The sequence below is a fragment of the Mycobacterium talmoniae genome (genome assembly GCF_001854525.1).
In the GTDB taxonomy this organism is placed as follows: Bacteria; Actinomycetota; Actinomycetes; order Mycobacteriales; family Mycobacteriaceae; genus Mycobacterium; species Mycobacterium talmoniae.
In genome coordinates this window covers 1-20,495 of record NZ_MLQM01000093.1, presented here as the reverse complement: position 1 = coordinate 20,495, position 20,495 = coordinate 1, and the positions used below count along the sequence as shown (strand labels likewise).

At 69.6% G+C, this 20,495-nt stretch carries 18 protein-coding genes; 11 read left to right on the top strand and 7 right to left on the bottom strand.

From position 1 onward, the window contains the following. Positions 1-421: 421 nt before the first annotated feature. From BKN37_RS16445 to BKN37_RS16415, 7 genes are all read left to right on the top strand, one after another. Positions 422-1,717: a PucR family transcriptional regulator gene (locus BKN37_RS16445; protein ID WP_071027748.1), complete on the top strand. Its 1,296-nt coding sequence runs from the start codon at positions 422-424 to the stop codon at positions 1,715-1,717. 129 nt (positions 1,718-1,846) lie between these two features. Next, a complete protein-coding gene (locus BKN37_RS16440; protein WP_071027745.1) occupies positions 1,847-2,755 on the top strand; it encodes an ACP S-malonyltransferase in 909 nt (302 codons plus the stop codon). 78 nt (positions 2,756-2,833) lie between these two features. Beyond that, on the top strand, positions 2,834-3,136 hold the full coding sequence (gene acpM / locus BKN37_RS16435; protein WP_071027743.1) for a meromycolate extension acyl carrier protein AcpM: 303 nt from the start codon (positions 2,834-2,836) through the stop codon (positions 3,134-3,136). Beyond that, positions 3,133-4,383, top strand: a complete 1,251-nt coding sequence (gene kasA / locus BKN37_RS16430; protein ID WP_071027742.1) for a 3-oxoacyl-ACP synthase KasA — start codon at positions 3,133-3,135, stop codon at positions 4,381-4,383. The genes acpM and kasA overlap by 4 nt, the downstream gene beginning before the upstream one ends. 55 nt (positions 4,384-4,438) lie before the next feature. Continuing rightward, positions 4,439-5,701, top strand: coding sequence for a 3-oxoacyl-ACP synthase KasB (kasB, locus tag BKN37_RS16425; protein ID WP_071027740.1), 1,263 nt, complete (start codon positions 4,439-4,441; stop codon positions 5,699-5,701). Between the two features lie 32 nt (positions 5,702-5,733). Continuing rightward, positions 5,734-7,155 (top strand): acyl-CoA carboxylase subunit beta, encoded by a 1,422-nt coding sequence (locus tag BKN37_RS16420; protein WP_071027739.1) that lies wholly within the window; start codon positions 5,734-5,736, stop codon positions 7,153-7,155. Positions 7,156-7,311: 156 nt separating this feature from the next. After that, positions 7,312-9,840, top strand: a complete 2,529-nt coding sequence (locus tag BKN37_RS16415) for an arylsulfatase (RefSeq protein ID WP_071027737.1) — start codon at positions 7,312-7,314, stop codon at positions 9,838-9,840. A 93-nt stretch (positions 9,841-9,933) separates the two neighbouring features. Here the strand turns inward: BKN37_RS16415 and BKN37_RS16410 are convergent, their stop codons facing one another. Further along, positions 9,934-10,683 carry an SDR family oxidoreductase gene (locus BKN37_RS16410; protein WP_071027735.1) on the bottom strand — a complete coding sequence of 250 codons (750 nt, stop codon included), beginning with the start codon at positions 10,681-10,683 and terminating at the stop codon, positions 9,934-9,936. A 104-nt stretch (positions 10,684-10,787) separates the two neighbouring features. Here BKN37_RS16410 and BKN37_RS16405 point away from each other — a divergent pair, with 104 nt between their 5' ends. Beyond that, the gene (locus BKN37_RS16405) at positions 10,788-11,657 is read left to right on the top strand and encodes a LysR family transcriptional regulator (protein ID WP_071027733.1); all 870 of its coding nucleotides are present in this window, start codon (positions 10,788-10,790) and stop codon (positions 11,655-11,657) included. A gap of 24 nt (positions 11,658-11,681) precedes the next feature. Here the strand turns inward: BKN37_RS16405 and BKN37_RS16400 are convergent, their stop codons facing one another. The 4 genes from BKN37_RS16400 to BKN37_RS16385 all read right to left on the bottom strand — a co-directional run bounded on the left by BKN37_RS16400 (position 11,682) and on the right by BKN37_RS16385 (position 15,557). Further along, complete coding sequence (locus BKN37_RS16400) at positions 11,682-12,461, bottom strand: class I SAM-dependent methyltransferase (RefSeq protein ID WP_071027731.1); 780 nt, start codon at positions 12,459-12,461, stop codon at positions 11,682-11,684. Then, the gene (locus tag BKN37_RS16395) at positions 12,454-13,170 is read right to left on the bottom strand and encodes a TetR/AcrR family transcriptional regulator (RefSeq protein WP_071027730.1); all 717 of its coding nucleotides are present in this window, start codon (positions 13,168-13,170) and stop codon (positions 12,454-12,456) included. The genes BKN37_RS16400 and BKN37_RS16395 overlap by 8 nt, the downstream gene beginning before the upstream one ends. 88 nt (positions 13,171-13,258) lie before the next feature. Beyond that, on the bottom strand, positions 13,259-14,866 hold the full coding sequence (locus tag BKN37_RS16390) for an FAD-dependent monooxygenase (RefSeq protein WP_071027729.1): 1,608 nt from the start codon (positions 14,864-14,866) through the stop codon (positions 13,259-13,261). 76 nt (positions 14,867-14,942) lie between these two features. After that, entirely contained in the window at positions 14,943-15,557 is a 615-nt protein-coding gene (locus BKN37_RS16385) for a TetR/AcrR family transcriptional regulator (RefSeq protein WP_083341850.1), read from the bottom strand. A gap of 208 nt (positions 15,558-15,765) precedes the next feature. Here BKN37_RS16385 and BKN37_RS16380 point away from each other — a divergent pair, with 208 nt between their 5' ends. Further along, complete coding sequence (locus BKN37_RS16380) at positions 15,766-16,332, top strand: methyltransferase family protein (RefSeq protein ID WP_071027725.1); 567 nt, start codon at positions 15,766-15,768, stop codon at positions 16,330-16,332. Between the two features lie 10 nt (positions 16,333-16,342). Here BKN37_RS16380 and BKN37_RS16375 read toward each other — a convergent pair whose 3' ends face one another. Continuing rightward, a complete protein-coding gene (locus tag BKN37_RS16375) occupies positions 16,343-17,881 on the bottom strand; it encodes a glycerol-3-phosphate dehydrogenase/oxidase (protein ID WP_071027724.1) in 1,539 nt (512 codons plus the stop codon). Further along, entirely contained in the window at positions 17,881-18,459 is a 579-nt protein-coding gene (locus BKN37_RS16370) for a TetR/AcrR family transcriptional regulator (protein ID WP_071027722.1), read from the bottom strand. Before BKN37_RS16370 ends, BKN37_RS16375 begins: the two co-directional genes overlap by 1 nt. A gap of 41 nt (positions 18,460-18,500) precedes the next feature. Between BKN37_RS16370 and BKN37_RS16365 the strand changes: the two genes are divergently transcribed. Then, positions 18,501-20,081 carry an FAD-binding oxidoreductase gene (locus tag BKN37_RS16365; protein ID WP_071027750.1) on the top strand — a complete coding sequence of 527 codons (1,581 nt, stop codon included), beginning with the start codon at positions 18,501-18,503 and terminating at the stop codon, positions 20,079-20,081. After that, a partial coding sequence (locus BKN37_RS16360; protein ID WP_207547249.1) for a diacylglycerol kinase family protein occupies positions 20,078-20,495 on the top strand: 418 nt, incomplete at its 3' end. The genes BKN37_RS16365 and BKN37_RS16360, both read left to right, overlap by 4 nt.

The following is a 20,495-nucleotide window of genomic DNA, read 5'->3' as shown; positions in this document are numbered from 1 at the left end:
AGTCTGCGGTGAGGGCATCGACCCTGCGGTGAGGGCATCGAGTCTGCGGTGAGGGCATCGACCCTGCGGTGAGGCCGTGTTTTCGTGCTGAAACTGGGCCTGAGCGCAGGCTCGGCGCCGTGAGCGCAGGCTCGGCGCCGTGAGCGCAGGCTCGATGCCCTGGACGCAGGCTCGATGCCCTAGGCGCAGGCTCGACGCCGTCACCGCAGGCTCGACGCCGTCACCGCAGGCTCGACGCCGCTACCGCAGGCTCGATGCCGTCACCGCAGGCTGGGTGCCGCGACCGCGGTCTCGGACCCGGTACTCCCGCCAGCTGCACGATCACCGTCGGGCGTCGACGGCAGGGCCTTGAGCAGCTTTCGCATCGCCACCGCCCGGCCCCTTGGGGGAAACATCCAGAAAAACCGCGTAGCTTTTAGGGATGGCCGACAGATCCGACACGGGGTTTGTCCTCCCGCGCTCGACCCTCGATCAGCTGGAGGCGGTACCGGAGTCGCTGCTGCGCCGGCTCAAGCAGTACTCCGGCCGGTTGGCCACCGAGGCCGTGTCGGTGATGGGCGACCGGTTGCCGTTCTTCGCCGACCTGGAGGCCTCCCAGCGCGCCAGCGTGGCGCTGGTGGTGCAGACCGCCATCGTCAACTTCGCCGAATGGATGAACGACCCGCGCGGCAACGCGGGTTACACCGCCCAGGCGTTCGAACTGGTGCCCCAGGACCTGGCGCGGCACATCGCGCTGCGCCAGACGGTGGACATGGTGCGGGTCACCATGGAGTTCTTCGAAGAGGCCGTGCCGGTGCTGGCGCGCTCCGAAGAACAGGTCACCGCCCTGACCGTCGGCATCCTCAAATACAGCCGCGACCTGGCCTTCACCGCGGCCTCGTCGTACGCCGACGCCGCGGAGGCACGCGGCACCTGGGATTCGCGGATGGAGGCCAGCGTGGTGGACGCGGTGGTCCGCGGTGACAGCGGCCCCGAGCTGCTGTCCCGGGCCGCGGCGCTGAACTGGGACACCACCGCCCCGGCCACCGTGGTGGTGGGCACCCCGGCGGCGGGCCGAGAAACCCAGTCCAGCCAGGACGTCCGCGACGTGGCCACCCGGCACGGCCGCGCGGCACTGACCGACGTGCACGGCACCTGGCTGGTGGCGATCGTGTCCGGCCCGCTGTCCCCCACCCAGAAGTTCCTGGGTGATCTGCTCAGCGCGTTCTCCGACGGCCCGGTGGTGATCGGCCCGACCGCCCCCATGCTGACCGCGGCCTACCACAGCGCCAGCGAAGCCATCTCCGGGATGAACGCCGTCGGCGGCTGGACCGGGGCGCCGCGCCCGGTGCTGGCCCGCGAACTGCTGCCCGAACGCGCCCTGATGGGCGACAAATCGGCCATCGCGGCCCTGCACACCGACGTGATGCGGCCGCTGACCGACGCCGGCCCGGCGCTCACCGAGACCCTGGACGCCTATCTGGACTGCGGCGGCGCCATCGAGGCGTGTGCCCGCAAGTTGTTCGTTCATCCAAACACCGTCCGGTACCGGCTCAAGCGCATCGCCGACTTCACCGGCCGCGACCCCACCCAGCCCCGCGACGCCTACGTGCTGCGGGTGGCGGCCACCGTGGGCCGGCTCACCTACCAGGCGCAAGCCCACAGTGCGGTCGCCCACACCGCCCCCGCGGTGACCGCGATCGCGCCCGCGGTGTCGGGCCTGCATCCGGCCGGATGACACATCGCGGCACGGTATCGAACATGTCGCGACCGAGACCGTTTTTGTAGGGTTTCCATAAAAACCTAAGACAAGGTTCATAATCTGATACACCCCGCAAAACCCGGTTCACAGTGTTCTCTTAAACACGTGATTGCGTTGCTCGCCCCCGGACAGGGAACCCAGACGCCCGGCATGCTGTCGTCGTGGCTGGAGCTGCCCGGCGCCTCCGACCAGATCGCGTCGTGGTCGGCGCTCACCGGCCTGGACCTGGCCCGGCTCGGCACCACCGCGGAGGCCGAGGAGATCACCGACACCGCGGTCGCCCAGCCGCTGATCGTCACCACCACCTTGCTGGCCCACCAGGAGCTGCGCCGCCGCGGGCTGCTGGCCGGCTACGAAACCGTCGTCGCCGGCCACTCCGTCGGTGAGATCGCCGCCTACGCGATCGCCGGGGTGATCAGCGCGGACGACGCCGTCCGGCTGGCCGCCACCCGCGGCGCCGAGATGGCCAAGGCCTGCGCGGCCGAACCGACCGGCATGGCCGCGGTGCTCGGCGGCGACGAGGCCGAGGTGCTGACCCGGCTCGAGCAGCTGGACCTGGTGCCGGCCAACCGCAACGCCGCCGGCCAGATCGTGGCCGCCGGTCGGCTCGACGCACTGGACAAGCTCGCCGAAGACCCGCCGGCGAAGGCCCGGGTCCGTCGGCTGGCCACCGCCGGGGCGTTCCACACCCACTTCATGGCGCCCGCGCTGGACGGCTACGCCGCCGCGGCCGCCGCCACCGCCACCGCCGAACCGGCCACCACGCTGCTGTCCAATGCCGACGGGCAGCCGGTGGCGTCGGCGGAGGCGGCGATGAGCACGCTGGTCGCCCAGCTGACCCGGCCGGTGCGCTGGGATCTGTGCGTCGACACGCTGCGTCAACGCAATGTCACGGCGATCGTGGAGTTCCCGCCCGCGGGTACGCTCACCGGCATCGCCAAGCGCGAACTTCGGGGGGTTCCGACGCATGCCGTCAAGTCGCCCGCAGATCTGGACGGGTTAACGGAGCTGTAGCCCGCCGGGACAACCAGATAAATGCACGTCAGTTCCGAGTAACACCAACAAGAAACAACATCGAAGGGAGGCCACACGGTGGCCGTCAGCCAGGAAGAAATCATCGCCGGTATCGCCGAGATCATCGAAGAGGTGACCGGTATCGAGCCGTCGGAGGTCACGCCGGAGAAGTCGTTCGTCGACGACCTGGACATCGACTCGCTGTCGATGGTGGAGATCGCGGTGCAGACCGAGGACAAGTACGGGGTGAAGATCCCGGACGAGGACCTCGCCGGCCTGCGCACCGTCGGTGACGTCGTGAACTACATCCAGAAGCTCGAAGAAGAGAACCCCGAGGCCGCCGCGGCCCTGCGCGAGAAGATCGAAGCCGACCGCGCATGACCAAGCCGTCCACGGCCAACGGCGGTTACCCCAGTGTTGTGGTAACCGCCGTCGAGGCCACCACATCGATCGCGGCGGACATCGACGGCACGTGGAAGGGTTTGTTGGCCGGCGAGAGCGGCATCCACGTCCTCAAGGGCGAGTTCACCGAAAAGTGGGACCTGGCGGTCAAGATCGGCGGCCAGCTCAAGGACCCGGTCGACGACCACATGGGCCGGCTGGACCTGCGCCGCATGTCGTATGTGCAGCGGATGTCCAAGCTGCTCAGCGGCCGGCTGTGGGAGAACGCCGGCACCCCGGAGGTCGACCCGGACCGGTTCGGCGTGGTCATCGGCACCGGCCTGGGTGGCGGCGAGAAGATCGTCGAAACCTATGACCTGATGAACGAGGGCGGCCCCCGCAAGGTGTCGCCGCTGGCCGTGCAGATGATCATGCCCAACGGCGCGGCGGCGGTCGCCGGTCTGCAACTGGGTGCCCGCGCCGGGGTCATCACCCCGGTGTCGGCGTGTTCGTCGGGCTCGGAGGCGATCGCACACGCCTGGCGGCAGATCGTCATGGGCGACGCCGACATCGTGGTCTGCGGTGGGGTGGAAGGCGGCATCGAGGCGCTGCCGATCGCGGCGTTCTCGATGATGCGCGCCATGTCGACCCGCAACGACGAGCCCGAAAAGGCGTCGCGGCCGTTCGACAAGGACCGCGACGGGTTCGTGTTCGGCGAGGCCGGTGCGCTGATGATCATTGAGACCGAGGAGCACGCCAAGGCCCGCGGGGCCAAACCGCTGGCTCGGTTGATGGGCGCCGGCATCACCTCGGACGCCTACCACATGGTGGCGCCCGCACCCGACGGCCTGCGGGCCGGCCGGGCGATGACCCGGGCCCTGGAGTTGGCCGGGCTGTCCGCCAAGGACGTCGACCACGTCAACGCCCACGGCACGGCCACCCCGATCGGGGACACCGCCGAGGCCAACGCGATCCGGGTCGCCGGGTGCGAAAACGCCGCGGTGTACGCGCCGAAGTCGGCGCTGGGTCACTCGATCGGCGCGGTCGGTGCGCTGGAGTCGGTGCTGACGGTGCTCTCGCTGCGGGACGGGGTCATCCCGCCCACGCTGAACTACGAGACACCCGACCCGGAGATCGACCTCGACGTTGTCGCGGGCGAACCCCGGTACGGCGACTACCAGTACGCGATCAACAACTCGTTCGGATTCGGCGGGCACAACGTCGCGCTCGCCTTCGGGCGGTACTAAAGCAGTACCGCAGCACGGAAAACGTAAGTAAGGATTGTCGGAGGACAGTTCAGTCATGACATCGCTGTGTACGGGGAACGGCTTCCCCGACGTCGTGGTGACCGGTATCGCCATGACGACGGCTCTGGCGGCGGACGCGGAAGGCACGTGGAAGGCGTTGCTGGACGGCCAAAGCGGAATCCGTAAGCTCGACGACCCGTTCGTCGAGGAGTACGACTTGCCGGTTCGGATCGGTGGGCACTTGGTGGAGACGCCGGAGTCCTTCGATGAGGGGTTGACCCGCACCGAGCTGCGTCGGTTGTCGTATTTGCAGAAGATGTCTACCGTGCTGGGCCGGCGGGCCTGGGCCAACGCCGGCTCCCCCGAGGTCGACACCCGGCGGCTGATGGTGTCCATCGGCACCGGGATGGGTTCCACCGAAGAACTGGTGTGGGCCTACGACGGCATGCGGGAGCGCGGCCTCAAGGCGGTCTCGCCGCTGGTGGTGCAGAAGTACATGCCCAATGGGGCGGCCGCGGCCGTCGGGCTGGACCGTCACGCCAAGGCCGGGGTGATCACCCCGGTCTCGGCGTGCGCGTCGGGCTCCGAGGGCATCGCCCACGCCTGGCAGCAGATCGTGCTCGGCGAGGCCGACATCGCGATCTGCGGCGGGGTGGAGACCCGCATCGAGGCGGTGCCGATCGCCGGCTTCGCCCAGATGCGGATCGTGTTGTCCACCACCAACGACGACCCGGCCGGGGCGTGCCGCCCGTTTGACCGCGACCGCAACGGGTTCGTGTTCGGCGAGGCCGGCGCGCTGATGGTCATCGAGACCGAGGAACACGCCAAGGCCCGCGGCGCCACCATCTTGGCCCGCATCATGGGGGCCTCCATCACCTCCGACGGCTACCACATCGTGGCCCCCGACCCCAACGGGGAGCAGGCCGGGCAGGCGATGAGCCGGGCGGTGCAGCTGGCCGGGCTGACCGCCGGCGACATCGACCACGTCAACGCCCACGCCACCGGAACCGTGGTCGGCGACGTCGCCGAAGGTCAGGCCATCAACAACGCGCTGGGGTCTCACAAGGCCGCGGTGTATGCGCCCAAATCGGCGCTGGGCCACTCGGTCGGCGCGGTCGGCGCGGTGGAATCCATCCTGACCGTGCTGGCGCTGCGCGACCAGATCATCCCGCCCACCCTGAACCTGGTCAACCTCGACCCCGAGATCGACCTGGACGTGGTGGCCGACAAACCCCGGCCCGGCAACTACGAGTACGCCATCAACAATTCGTTCGGGTTCGGCGGACACAACGTCGCCACCGTCTTCGGTCGGTACTGACGGCCCCGGCGCACTGCAGAAGGAGAGTCGCGATGACCATCATGGCCCCCGAGACGGTCGACGAATCGCTCGACCCCCGCGATCCGCTGCTGCGGCTGCGCACGTTCTTCGACGACGACAGCGTGGAGCTGTTGCACGAGCGTGACCGCTCCGGCGTGCTGGCCGCGGCGGGCACCGTCAACGGGGTGCGCACCATCGCGTTTGCCACCGACGGCACCGTGATGGGCGGCGCCATGGGCATCGAGGGCTGCACCCACATCGTCAACGCCTACGACACCGCGATCGCCGAACAGGCCCCGATCGTGGGCATCTGGCACTCCGGCGGCGCCCGGCTGGCCGAAGGGGTGCGGGCGCTGCACGCGGTGGGGCTGGTGTTCGAGGCCATGATCCGGGCGTCGGGCTACGTGCCGCAGATCTCGGTGGTGGTCGGCTTCGCGGCCGGCGGCGCGGCCTACGGCCCGGCGCTGACCGACGTGATCGTGATGGCGCCGGATTCCCGGGTGTTCGTCACCGGCCCCGACGTGGTGCGCAGCGTCACCGGCGAGGACGTGGACATGGCCGCCCTGGGCGGCCCGGACACCCACCACAAGAAGTCCGGGGTGTGCCACATCGTCGCCGACGACGAGCTCGACGCCTACGAACGGGGCCGCCGCCTGGTCGGATTGTTCTGCCAGCAAGGGCATTTCGACCGCAACAAGGCCGAGGCCGGCGAGATCGACCTGCACGCGCTGCTGCCCGAATCGCCGCGCCGCGCCTACGACGTGCACCCGCTGGTGCACGGCCTGCTCGACGACGACGCCCCCTTCGACGAGTTCCAGGCCAAGTGGGCGCCGTCGATGGTGGTCGGCCTGGGCCGGCTGTCCGGGCGCACCGTCGGGGTGCTGGCCAACAACCCGCTGCGGTTGGGCGGCTGCTTGAACTCCGAAAGCGCCGAGAAGGCCGCGCGTTTCGTGCGGCTGTGCGACGCGTTCGGCATTCCGCTGGTGGTGATCGTCGACGTGCCGGGGTATCTGCCCGGTGTCGGGCAGGAGTGGGGCGGCGTGGTGCGCCGCGGCGCCAAGCTGCTGCACGCGTTCGGCGAGGCCACCGTGCCGCGGGTCACGCTGGTGACCCGCAAGACCTACGGCGGCGCCTACATTGCGATGAACTCCCGGTCGCTGAACGCCACCAAGGTGTTCGCCTGGCCCGACGCCGAGGTCGCGGTGATGGGCGCCAAGGCCGCCGTCGGCATCCTGCACAAGAAGAAGCTGGCCGCCGCCGCCGACCACGAACGCGACGCGCTGCACGACGAGTTGGCCGAGGAGCACGAGCGGATCGCCGGCGGGGTGGATTCCGCGATCGAGATCGGGGTGGTCGACGAGAAGATCGACCCGGCGCACACCCGCGGCAAGATCACCGAGGCGCTCGCCGAGGCGCCGGCCCGGCGCGGCCGCCACAAGAACATCCCGCTGTAAGGGTCCCTTCCCGCGCGAGCGTGCGCGTCCCCGGCCGACACGCCGTGCTAATCAGCGTTTTTGCGCACGTTCGCGCCGCGGAGGCCGCCCCAATCCGACACCGGATCGACGCGAATCGCCCACGCTCCGGGGGTGTTTGTCGAATACTGCGTAGGCATGGAACCGTTCAACGAGACACCGCCCGAATCCGTTGAATCCGAAACCGATCGCGACGACACGCGCGGAAAGGTGCGGCGGCGCCAGGTGTTAGGCGGCCTCGCGGCCCTGGGTGTGGGCAGCGCCGGGGTTTCCGCGCTCGTCGCCGGGTGTCGCGACTCCACCAATGCGGCCGGCGCCGACGGTCCCCCCAGCTACGGGACCGGGATCAACGAGGGCTTCAACGGCAAGATCGCCCTCGACGTGCGCGACTCCACACCCGACTGGACGCCGTTCGAACTCAAGCACGCCCCGAAGGACGCACCCAACGTGCTGGTGGTGTTGTTCGACGACACCGGGATGGCGTCGTGGTCGCCGTACGGCGGGCGCATCAACATGCCGACCATGCAGCGCCTGGCGGACAATGGGCTGACCTACACGCAGTGGCACACCACCGCGTTGTGCTCGCCCACCCGGTCCTGCATGTTGACCGGCCGCAACCACCACGTGAACCGGTTCGCCTCGATCACCGAAGGGTCCGACGGGTTCCCCGGTGCGGCGGCGCGGCTGCCCGCCCAGTGCGCGACGGTCGGCCAGGTGCTGCAGGAAAACGGGTACAGCACGTTCTGGGTCGGCAAAGACCACAACGTTCCCGAGGAGGACGTCTCCAGCGGCGGCAGCAAGTCGGAGTGGCCGCTGCAGAAGGGGTTCGACCGGTTCTACGGGTTCCTCGGCGGGGAAACCAACCAGTGGTACCCGGATCTGGTGGAGGACAACAGGTTCATCGAGCAGCCGTATAACCCCGACGACGGTTATCACCTGTCGAAAGACCTCGCCGATCAGGCGCTGCGGATGCTGCGCGACCAGCGGTCCAGCAACCCGTCCAAACCCTGGTACCTGTGGTTCTGCCCGGGCGCCAACCACGCCCCGCACCACAGCCCCGCCGACTACGCCGCCAAGTACAAAGGGCAATTCGACGACGGCTACGAGGCCTACCGCGAGTGGGTGCTGGGTCGCATGATCGACAAGGGCATCATGCCGAAGGGCACCAAGCTGACACCGCTCAATCCCCTGCCCGCCGACGTGGCGGTGGAAACGGATTCGGTGCGGCCGTGGAATTCGCTGAGCCCCGACGAGAAGCGGCTGTTCTCCCGGATGGCCGAGGTGTTCGCCGGGTTCTCCGAATACACCGACGCTCAGGTCGGCCGGATCGTCGACTACCTGGACCAGACCGGTCAGTTGGACAACACCATCATCTTCTACTGCGCGGACAACGGTGCCTCCGGCGAAGGCTCGCCGAACGGGTCGGTGAACGAGAACAAGTTCTTCAACGGCTACCCCGACGACCTGGCCGAGAACATGCGGTATCTGGACAAACTCGGCACCCCCGACACCTACAACCACTACCCGACGGGGTGGGCGGTCGCGTTCTCCACCCCGTTCCAGATGTTCAAGCGCTACTCGCAGTTCTCCGGCGGCACCTGCGACCCGCTGGTGATCCACTGGCCCAAGGGCATCAAGGCCAAAGGCCAAATCCGCCATCAATATCACCACGTCACCGACATCGTGCCGACCATCCTGGACGTCGCGGGCATCAAGATGCCGGAGGAACACCGCGGCGTCAAGCAGTACCCGCTCAACGGGGTGTCGATGCGGTACAGCTTCGAGGACGCCAAGGCGCCGACCACCAAAAAACGGCAGTACTATGCCATGCTCGGCACCCGCGGCATCTGGGCCGACGGGTGGAAGGCATCCTCGCTGCACGCACCGCTGGGCGGCAAGGGGCATTTCGACCAGGACCGCTGGGAACTCTTCCACGTCGACGAGGACCGCTCGGAGTCGACGAACCTCGCCGATCAGCACCCCGACAAGCTCAAGGAGTTGATCGACGCGTGGAACGAGGAAGCCAAAAACAACTACGTGCTGCCCCTGGATGACCGGTCGGCGACCGAAATGATCACCATCGCGCGACCGCAGTTCGAGCCCCCGCGGGAGCGCTACCTGTACTACCCCGACACGTCACCGGTCCCGGAAGGGGTGGCGGTCAACATCCGCGGCCGGTCCTACAAGATCATCGCCAACGTCGACCTCACCGACGCCGCGCAAGGCGTGATCTTCGCGCACGGTTCACGTTTCGGCGGGCACGCCCTGTTCATCAAGGACGGCAAGCTGCACTACGTGTACAACTTCCTGGGTATCAAACCCGAACAGGACTTCGTCTCGCCGCGGCTGACCCCGGGTAAACACTCCCTGGGCATGGAGTTCACCCGGGAAAGCTCGGGCAAATACGGTGAATCCCTCGGCACCACCACGCTGTACGTCGACGACAAGGCCGTGACCAAGGGGCCGATGCGGGCGCAGATCGGCAAGTTCACCCTGGCCGGCGACGGCCTGTGCGTCGGCTTCGACAGCGGCGACAACGTCTCGCCGCAGTATCAGAACCCGGGCACGTTTACCGGCGGCACGATTCAAGGCGTTGCGATCGACATCAGCAAGGAGGCCTTCATCGACCTGCAAAAGGAGGCCGCGGCCGCCCTCGCCCGCGACTAGCCGCCGGCCTCCCCCGCGCGAGCAGACGCAAAATCGCACAAATTGCCGTGCGCCAGTGCGATTTTGCGTCTGCTCACCCCCCAAGCGCCCCCCTTAGCGCGTGGTGTAGCCGCCGTTGGCGAAGATGGTCTGCCCGGTGATCCAGTGCCCGCCGTCGACCAGGAACGTCACCAGCGGCGCGATGTCCTCGATCTCGGTCAGCCGGTTGCCCATGCCCTGCGACTTGTGGAACTCGACCCGCTCCGGGGTTTCCTGCGGGTAGAAGAACGGGGTGTCCATCGGGCCCGGCGCCACACTGTTGACGTTGATGCCGCGCACCCCGAACTCCTTGGCGGCCGCCCGGGTGAAATGCTCGACCGGGCTCTTGGAGCCGGCGTAGGTGGAGTAGCCGTCGGTGAACGCGCCCAGCAGCGCGGTCACGATCGTCACCACCGACCCGTTGTCGTTGAGCCGCTTACCGGCTTCCTGCAGGAAGAAGTAGGCCGCCTTGGCGTTGATGTCGAACATCGAATCGTATTCGGCCTCGGTGGTTTCCACGATCGGCTTGCGCAGCACCTTGCCGACGGTGTTGATCGCGATGTCGACCCCGCCGAACGCGCCGACGGCCGCGTCGAACAGTGCGGTCACGTTGGCCGGCCGGGTGAGATCGCCCTGCACCTTGATCGCCTTGGCGCCGGCGGCCTGCACCGCGGCGACGGTCTTGTCCGCGTCGGGTTCGGTGCTGGCGCTGTTGTAGTGCACCGCGACGTTGACGCCCTGCTCAGCGAGCGTGGTGCTGATCAGCCCGCCCAGGTTCTTGGCGCCGGCGGCGACCACCGCCGATTTCCCCACCAGGTTGCTCATGGTTGTCCCTCCTGCCTCAGACACAACCTAGCCACCGTAAGCACAAATAGGAAACAATGATTCGCGATCTTCCGACAAGATGTGATTGTGGATAGAGTGGGCCGATGTCCCCGGTCCCCGATCTACGCCGCTTAGCTCATTTCATCGCGGTCGTGGAGGCCGCCGGCTTCACCCGGGCCGCCCGGCAGCTGCACCTGTCCCAACAGGCACTGTCGAATTCGGTCCAGCAGCTGGAAAAAGAAATCGGCGCAACGCTGCTGGTGCGCGCCGGCCGTCGGATCACCCTGACCCCGGCCGGGCAAACGCTGTACGACGAGGGTCGCTCCTTGCTGGCGGCGGCCCAAACAATCACCCAACACACCCGGGCGGCGGCCACCACCCAGCCCGAGGAGTTCGTCATCGCCCACTCCCCGGCGATCAGCAACCATGACGTGTACGCGCTGATCACACCGGCGATCCTCGCGTCGCCGGGCACCTCGTTCACGGTCCGGCAGGTCTTCCCCGACCAGCTGGTCGCCGGGGTGCACGACGGCACCATACATTTGGGGTTACGCCGCGGGGTGGCACCGCAAGAACGTCTCGCCAGCGCGGTGGTCCGCTACGACACGCTGCGGGTGGCGCTGCGCAGCGATCACCGGCTGGCCGCCCGCGCCCACCTGACGGTCGCCGAACTGGCCGACGAATTCATCGCGCTGTGGGCGCCGCCCGGGGCGTCCTACTACAGCGACTTCCTGGTCAACGCCTGCCGACGCGCCGGCTTCGAACCGCAGTACCGGGTGAGCCGGGTGCAGGGCTGCCCGCCGGAGGTCGCCGCGTTGACCGAGGACGCCGCCGCGTTCGTCACCGCCCCGCCGGGTCCGGCCGTCCACGGCGCCGTCACGGTGGTCGACCTCGACGGGCCGCTGCTGGTCCCGATGCAGGCGCTGTGGCAACCGCACACCACCTCGGCGGTGCGGGACCTGATCGTCGCCTAACCGCGCGGTAGATGGCGCCGAGCGTCAGGGGGTCGGCTGCGGTTTGGTGGCGGAAACGGCGCGGGTGCGGATGAGTGGCAGTCCCCACCACCCGCGCCAGCCCAAGTCCCGACGCTGCACGTGCACCATGCCGCGTTGCCGGAGTCGGGCGGCATACAGGCGGGTGAAACCGATGTCGGCGATCACGACGCGACCCCCGGGTCGGAGCACGCGCACCGCCTCGTCGATCGCGGCCCGCCGGGCGTGATTGCCCGGCAGATTGTGGATCGCCAAGCTGCTCACGATCAGGTCGAAGGACGCGTCAGGGAACTGCAGGTCGGCCATGTCCCGGGTGTGCAGTTCGATCCGGTCGGCGACACCTTCGGCCTCGGCGTTCGCCACCGTCGCCTGGCGGGAGTTGCCGGTCTGATCAGGACGCCAAATATCCACCCCCACAGCGCATCCGCGCGGCACCAGTTTGGCCGCGGCCAGGAGAACCGCGCCGCGCCCGCAGCCGAGGTCGAGCACCCGTTCGTCACCGCGGAGGCGTAATTCGGTCAGCAGACGCGCCCAGACCTCGAACTTTCCCCGCCGACTGAACCGCGCGATGCTCACACCCGCGGCAACCAGCGCGATCGCCGTCACGGCCGCTGCGAGTCCCGGCAGCGTCCGTCCGGCGCCCAGCCAGATGGCGGCCAAAACACCGGCCGCTACGCAGACCAGCGCATACCCGCCGAAGACGATCGGTGCGGGAATCAGCCGGTAGTCGCCATCGACGCCGTACCGCCCCCGCGGGCGAGCAAGGTCAGCAGCCAACTCAGTCATCGCCTTCGCCTCCGTAGGTCGTGCTCCGATAGTCCCGGGCGAGCCGTTCGAAAATCGGGATGGCTTTCGCCGCAGCCCGTTCCAGGGCGCCCCGGCCCGGACTTTCAGCCGGCTCGAACGCGTGGCGCACCGTGTCGGCAAGCTGATCAGCCTTCTGCTCCAGGCTCAACGGCATGTCCGGCGGCAGAAAGGGCTCCGCGGCGAAGAAGCCAAACACGAGGGCAGGCAAGGCATAGTCGAGATCACTCGGCCGCAGATCCGACCGCAGCATCCCTTGGGCGGCCAACACAGCCAGGTACTCGCGGTTGACGTCGAGCTTGACCCCCTCCAGCCGCCGATGGTTTGCCACGGCGAGCAAGGTGTCGAGGGTGTCGGTGTCCCGGGTGTAAAGCGCACGCAGCACGGGACGCTTCATCGCCTCGACGAAGAGCTGCCGCAGGTAGCGGTGCAACGCCACCGCGGCAGGATCATTGCGCAACGAGCCAACAATGGCGTCGGTCATCGCCGCCGCCTCGCGGGAACTAACGGCATGGAAGAGGTCTTCCCGTGATCGCCAGTGCAAGTAGATGGTGCCCTTGCCGACGCCGGCACGGCGGGCGAGCTCATCGATCGTCACCCGGCGATAGCCCCAGCGCAGCAGCAGATCGCGGGCGGTGTCCAGGATCCGATCGGCCCGCTGCGCCCGATCGACGCCGGCACGTTCCACCATCGCCGACCCTCAGTTCCGCGTACGCCGCATCATGATGACCAGAATACGTTTTTGGTCATCAGTCATCAAGCGGCTTTTTTCGGGCCGGTTAGCGTCGCCCGAGGATGACCGAAAGCGCGTGGTGCAGATCTTTATCGGGGTCAGCCGGCCGGGCGTCGGCGCGCCAAGCGACGAAGTCGTCGGGGCGCACCAGCAGCGCACCCTCGGGGGCGAGCCCGGTCACCGCGGCCCAGGCGCCGTCAACGTCGCTGGCAGTTCCGAGGCGTTGCACGCTGATTGGGACGCCGAGGGCGGTCGACACCGCGGCCGCGGCGGCCGACCATGCCGCGTCGTCGTCGCCGGTGAACAACGTGAAGCCGGGCCCCAGCAGATCGAGGGTGGAGACGCGCTCGCCCGCGCGCTGCACCCAGGCATGCGGGACCCGGGTGCCGGGCTGGCCGCGCAGCTCCTCCACCAGCGACACCGTGTCGGGATCCGCCGGCCCGGGTGCGTCGGAAACCACCGCCGCCGAGCGGTATTGGTAGCCGGCCAGCAGGGCGAACATCGGCGCCTCCTCGTCCGGCGGCAATCCCGGCCCCACCTCCTCGAGCCGCAGTAAATGCAGCGACGGCCCGGTCAGCGATTGGCGCGCACTGAACCGCCCGACCGGGTGCCGCTCGGCGTGGTAGGTGGCCAGCAGCGACGGGTCGGCCGTCCCGGTCAGCACCGCCGCCAGTTTCCAGGCCAGGTTGTGGGCGCTCTGGATCGCGCAGTTGGCTCCCCCGGCCTTGAACGGCGGCATGGCGTGCGCCGCGTCGCCGACCAGAAAGACGCGGCCGCAGCGGAATTCGTCGGCCACCCGCTCGTAGGGCTGCCAGGTCGCGACGTCGACGACCTCGACGTCGATGGGCTCCCCGACCGCCGCGGTGATGAGATCGCGGCAGCGGTCGGCGGTGAATTGCGCCGCGGTCTCCCCCCGGCCGGGAAAGTAGGTGGTGGCGAACATGCCGAAGTCGTCACGCACCGGCAGCATGATGCCGTCCACCGCGGCGTTCTTGATCTGCACGGCGTCACCGTCGCCGAGGCGGGGCACGAATTGCCGCCACGGTGCCCGAAAGTAGATGAAGACGACGTAGATCGGCAGGGCCCCGAAGCCGGCGGTCGTGACGCCCAACGCGTCGCGGACCGGGCTGTGCACCCCGTCGGCGGCGACCAGATAGTCGGCGCGCACGGTCTCGGCCGCGCCCGAATCCCGGTCGCGCACGACGGCGGTGACGCCGGCGTCGTCCTGCTCGAACGAGCACAACTCGGTGCCGTAGCGCACCTCGCTGCCGCCCCGGCGAACCTGCGCCAGCAGCATGGGCTCGAATGCGCTCTGCGGGCAGTACTGCCCGGACGGTTCGGGGCTCAGCCCGTCGAACGGCGAGAAGATCGCGTCGACGTCGAAGGCCTGCCGCTGTTCGGTGCTGGTCAGCGTCGGCTTGGTCAGCATGTCCGAAATCCGGCCGGCGACGGCGTGCACCTCGTCGCTGAGCCCCAGCCCGCGCAGGATTTCCAGGCTGCGAAAGCTCAGGTTGCGGGCCTTCGGGTAGATGAACACCTCGCGCCGCTTTTCGACCAGCACCGAACCGACGCCGTGTTGGGCCAGCAGGGCGGACACCGTCAGCCCGGCCGCGCCCGCGCCGACGATGAGCGCCGGAACCCGCTTGTCAGTCATCGCCACCTCCGCCCTAGGCGGAACTAACTAGTTCCGTCTAGACCAATGTGGCACGCCGGGATGCGCCGCGCAACCGCTAGGTCGTCGGGCTGCCGGCGAGCGGTAACAGCACGTCTTCCAGCACGCGCCGGACGAAGACCCGGTCGACCGGCCGACCGGTCATCACCCGCAGCACATTGAGACCCAAGGCGACGTCGGGGATCAGGCTCAGGTCGCGGCCGGCCGGGATTTCGCCGCGGGCCAGCGCGTGGTCGAGTAGCGCCCGAACCACATGGCGTGGCGGGTCGAGCACCAGATCATCCAGGGCCGCCGCCAGCACCGGATCGTGCATCGCCGCGGTCGCCACCCCGACAATGACCCGAATCGTGCCCAGTCCAGCGTCATCGAACTCGGGGACCGCCGCGACCAGCGCCTCGATGTCGCCGCGCAGGCTGCCGGTGTTGGGCGGTTCCACCGAGCCCTGCCGTCGCCGCCAGTGCGCGATCGCGTCGGCCACCACCACCGCCTTCGACGGCCAGCGGCGATAGATCGCGGCCTTACCGACCCCGGCGCGCGCGGCGATGTCGTCCATGCTCAGCCGGTCATAGCCCAGTTCGGCCACCCCGGCCAGTGCCGCGTCGAGGATGCCCACATCCAGGGTCCGATCGAGGCGTCCCGGCCGCGGGGTGCGCGGACTGCGGCGAGCTGGCATGCGTCCGATCCATCCTGAGCGATACTGTCCGGTTCCGGCTTAATGTACTCGACCCGCGCTAATCGCGGTGACCGCACGTCGCGCCGTGCGCGACGGCCTTGACAACCGGCGCCGACGGAGAAATTATTCATTCTGTGATGATTTCACCGTTCGATGAATAACCGACCGGGGCGGGCGTCCCGACCCGGTTCCGAGCTGGAGGGTTGCGATGGCTGGATATCTCGCCGCGCTGACGATCGTGCTGTTCCTCGGCTTGGTGATCACCCGACTGATCATGCTGCGCCGCCGCGGGATAACGGCACTGCACTTCGGGAACATCGACAAGAAGGACTTCTTGCTCCCCCCGTTCGCGCTGGTGTACTTCTATGTCGTTTTCGCCGCCGCCTTCGGTTGGCCGCTGGTCGCCGCCCCGCGGTTTTTCCACTCGGATGCCATCGGCTGGCTCGGGGTCGCGCTGTGCGCCGGCGGCCTGCTGTTCGTGGTGCTCAGCCTGGTTTCCTTCGGCACGAGCTTCCGCGTCGGCATTGACGTCGAGCACCCCGACAAGCTCGTAACGACCGGCGTGTTCGCGGTCAGCCGCAACCCCATCTACGTCGGTTTCGCGCTGGTGCTGCTCGGCCAATTCCTGGTGTTCCCCAGCTGGATTCTGCTGCTCTACCTGATCGCCGGATTTTGGCTGTTCAATCGCCAGGTGTTGCGGGAGGAAGCGTTCCTGCGGCAGCACTACGGCCGGGAGTACACCGAGTACTGCGGCCGGGTCCGGCGGTATCTGTGAACCCGGCCCGTCAGCAACCGGACGCCACGAACTCCTGCGCCACCGCCACCACCCGCTCGCGGTCGGCGGGCACCAGCCCGATCCGGGTCCGCCGATCCAGGATGTCGTCGACGCCCAGCGCGCCCTCGTGGGTGACCGCGTACTCGAACTCGGCCCGGATCACGTCGATCCCGTCGGCCACCGGGTCGCCGGGCCGCTCACAGGTGGCCGTGGCCACCACATTGCCGGCCTCCGCGCCGTAGCGTGCCACCAACGACGCGGGCAGACCGGTCGTCAGCGGGGTGGCGGTGCCCGGATTGGACAGCGCACCCACCAGCGGCAGGTCGCGGGTGCGGCAGCCGCCCGCGCTCAACCCCCGCGCCGCGACCGCCCGGTCCAGCACATCCTCGGCCATGTACCGGTATTCGGTGAGCTTGCCGCCGATCACGCTGAGCACCCCCGACTCCGACTCGACCACGGCGTGCTCGCGGGACACGTCGGCGGTGCGGCCCTGCCCGGTGTCGATCAGCGGCCGCAGCCCCGCGTAGGACCCGATGACGTCGGCCGCGCCCAGCGCGGTGCCCAACGCGGTGTTCACCGTGTCCAGCAGGAACGCGGTCTCGGACGACGACGGTTGCGGCACATCGGGAATCGGGCCGGGCGCCTCTTCGTCGGTGAGCCCCAGGTACACCCGGCCGAGCTGCTCGGGCATGGCGAACACGAACCGGTTGAGTTCCCCGGGAATCGGCACGGTCAGCGCCGCGGTGGGATTGCCGAACGCCTCGGCGGCGAACACCAGATGGGTGCCCCGGCTGGGCCGCAGCGTCAGCGCCGGGTCGATCTCGCCGGCCCACACCCCGGTCGCGTTGATCACCGCGCGCGCCGACACGTCGAAGGACTCCCCGGACCGCTGGTCGGTCAGCCGCACCGACGTGCCGGTGACCCGCGAGGCCGCCGCGTAGGTCAAAATCCGGGCGCCGTAGGAGGCCGCGGTCCGCGCGACCGCGGTGACCAGCCGGGCGTCGTCGATCAGTTGGCCGTCGTAGGCCAGCAGCCCGCCGTCGAGGCCGTCGCGGCGGACGGTGGGCGCCAGGTCCAGCACCCGCGCCGGCGGGATCCGGCGCGAGCCGGGCAGGATGGCGCTGGGTGTGCCGGCCAGCCGGCGCAGCACGTCGCCGGCGACGAACCCGGCGCGCACCAGGGCCCGCTGCCCGCGGCCCATCGAGTCCAGCAGCGGCACCAGTTGCGGCATCGCGCGGACCAGGTGCGGGGCGTTGCGGGTCATCAGGATGCCGCGTTCGACGGCGCTGCGCCGGGCGATGCCGACGTTGCCGGTGGCCAGGTACCGCAGGCCGCCGTGCACCAGCTTCGAACTCCACCGGCTGGTGCCGAACGCCAGATCGTGTTTTTCCACCAACACCACCCGCAGGCCGCGGGTCACCGCGTCCAGCGCCACCCCGGCGCCGGTGATGCCGCCGCCGATCACCACCACGTCCACCGGATCGCCGTCGGCCAGCGCCATCAGTTCGACGGTGCGGCGGGTGGCGTTGAGCGCGTTGGCATCCGACATCAGGACAGGTATCCGTTCAACGCGTAGCGCAGCTCGGCGGCCAGCGCGTCGTCGTCGAGGATCGGGGCGACGATCTGGGCCGACTGGATGGTGGACTGGGTGATCAGCAGGCACATCGCGGCCAGCCGGCGCGGGTCGCCGGCGCGCACGCTGCCGTGGCGCTGCGCCGCCCGCAGGTCGGCGGCCAGCGCGTCGATCAGGATCTGCTGGCTGGTGCCCAGCCGGTCGGCGATGTAGACCATCGCCAGCTCCGGGGCCGAGCGCAGCACCGCCGAGATCAGGTCGTCGGCCCGCAGCCGCTGGGCCAGCGCGACCACCCGGTCCACCAGCGCCTCCCGGCCTTGCCCGCGGGCCGGAACCTCGTCGAGCACCCCGGTGATCCGGGCCGTCAGCAACGCCGCCAGCACCGAGCGGGTGTCGGGCCAGCGGCGGTAGACGGTGGGCCGGCTGACCCCGGCCCGGCGGGCGATCTCGGCCAGCGTGACCCGGTCGACCCCGAACGCGGCCACGCAGCTGGCGGCGGCGGCCAGGATCCGGTCGCCGATATCCACCGACGAGTCATTACTGATTGACATCACGTGTAATACTGTAACGCATGTCTGATGCGCTGCTACCGCCGATGAAGTGGGACGCCTGGGGCGACCCGGCCGAGGCCACCCCCCTGTCCGACGGCATCCGGGCGCTGCTCAACCAGGCGCTCGGCATCAGCGCGACCGCCGCACCCGAACGCGGCCCCGACCAGGTGCGGCTGCGCCCCAGCGCGCTGACCGACCCCGACCGTCGGGCGCTGACCGCCCTCGTCGGCGCCGGGCACTGCCGGGTCGACGACCGCGACCGGCTGCTGCACGCCGGCGGCAAATCCACCCTGGACCTGTTGCGGCGCAAGGACACCGGGGTGCAGGACGCGCCCGACGCGGTGCTGCTGCCCGGCGACGAGGACCAGGTCGCGGCGATCCTGGACTACTGCGGTCGGCACCGCATCGCCGTCGTCCCGTTCGGCGGCGGGACCAGCGTGGTCGGCGGACTGGACCCGGTGCGCGGCGTGTTCGACGCCGTGGTCGCGCTGGACCTGCGCCGCTTCGACCGGCTGCTGGGCGTCGACGCGGTGTCGCGGGTGGCCGAGTTCGGCGCCGGCGTCACCGGCCCGGCCGCCGAACGGCTGCTGGCCGAGCACGGCCTGTCGCTGGGGCATTTCCCGCAGAGCTTCCAGTTCGCCACCCTGGGCGGGTTCGCCGCCACCCGCTCCTCGGGCCAGGATTCGGCCGGCTACGGCCGGTTCGACGACATGATCCGCGGGCTGCGGATGATCACCCCGGCCGGCGTGCTCGACGTGGGCCGCGCCCCGGCGTCGGCGGCCGGCCCGGATCTGCGGGAGCTGCTGGTCGGGTCGGAGGGGGTGTTCGGCGTCATCACCCGGGTGCGGCTGCGGGTGCATCCGGTCCCGGAGGCCACCCGCTATGAGGCGTGGTCGTTCCCGGATTTCGGCACCGGCGCCGCGGCGCTGCGCGCGGTCACCCAGACCGGCACCGGCCCCACGGTGATTCGGCTCTCCGATGAGGCCGAGACCGGCGTGAACCTGGCCACCACCGCCGCGATCGGCGAACAGCAGATCACCGGCGGCTGCCTGGCGATCACGGTGTTCGAGGGCACCGCCGCGCACGCCGATGCCCGGCACGCCGAGACCCGGGCGGTGCTGGCCGCCCACGGCGGCACCTCGCTGGGCGAAGACCCGGCCCGGGCCTGGGAGCACGGCCGATTTTCCGCGCCCTACCTGCGGGATTCGCTGCTGGCCGCCGGCGCGCTGTGCGAGACGCTGGAGACCGCCACCGACTGGGCCAACGTGGCCGCGCTCAAGGCCGCGGTCACCGAGGCGCTGACCGCCGCGCTGGGCGCATCGGGCACCCCGGCGCTGGTGCTGTGCCACATTTCGCACGTCTACCCGACCGGCGCGTCGCTGTACTTCACCGTCGTCGCCGGGCAGCGGGGCAACCCGATCGAGCAGTGGCGCGCCGCCAAAACCGCGGCGTCGGAGGCGATCATGGCCGCCGGCGGCACCATCACCCACCACCACGCGGTCGGCGTCGACCACCGGCCCTGGATGGGCGCCGAAATCGGCGACCTGGGGGTGCAGGTGCTCCGCGCGGTCAAGGCGACACTGGATCCGGCCGGAATCCTCAACCCCGGCAAGCTAATCCCGTGAACCACCGCGAGATCGGCCGGGTCACCGTGCTGACCAACCCGGCGTCCGGGCACGGCAACGCCCCGCACGCCGCGCAGGCCGCGATCGCCCAATTGCAGTGCCGCGGCGTCGACACCGTCGAAATCGTCGGCGCCGACGCGCAACACGCCCGTCGGCTGCTGGACGCCGAACTCGACCAGGGCACCGACGCCGTGGTGGTGGCCGGCGGCGACGGGGTGATCTCCGAGGCGCTGCAGGCGTTGGCGGGCACCGACGTTCCGCTGGGCATCGTCGCGGCCGGCACCGGCAACGACCACGCCCGCGAATTCGGGCTGCCCACCGGCGATCCGGTCACCGCCGCCGATATCGTCGCCGACGGGTGGACCGAAACGGTGGACCTGGGCCGGATCCGGGCCGCCGACGGCACCGAAAAAT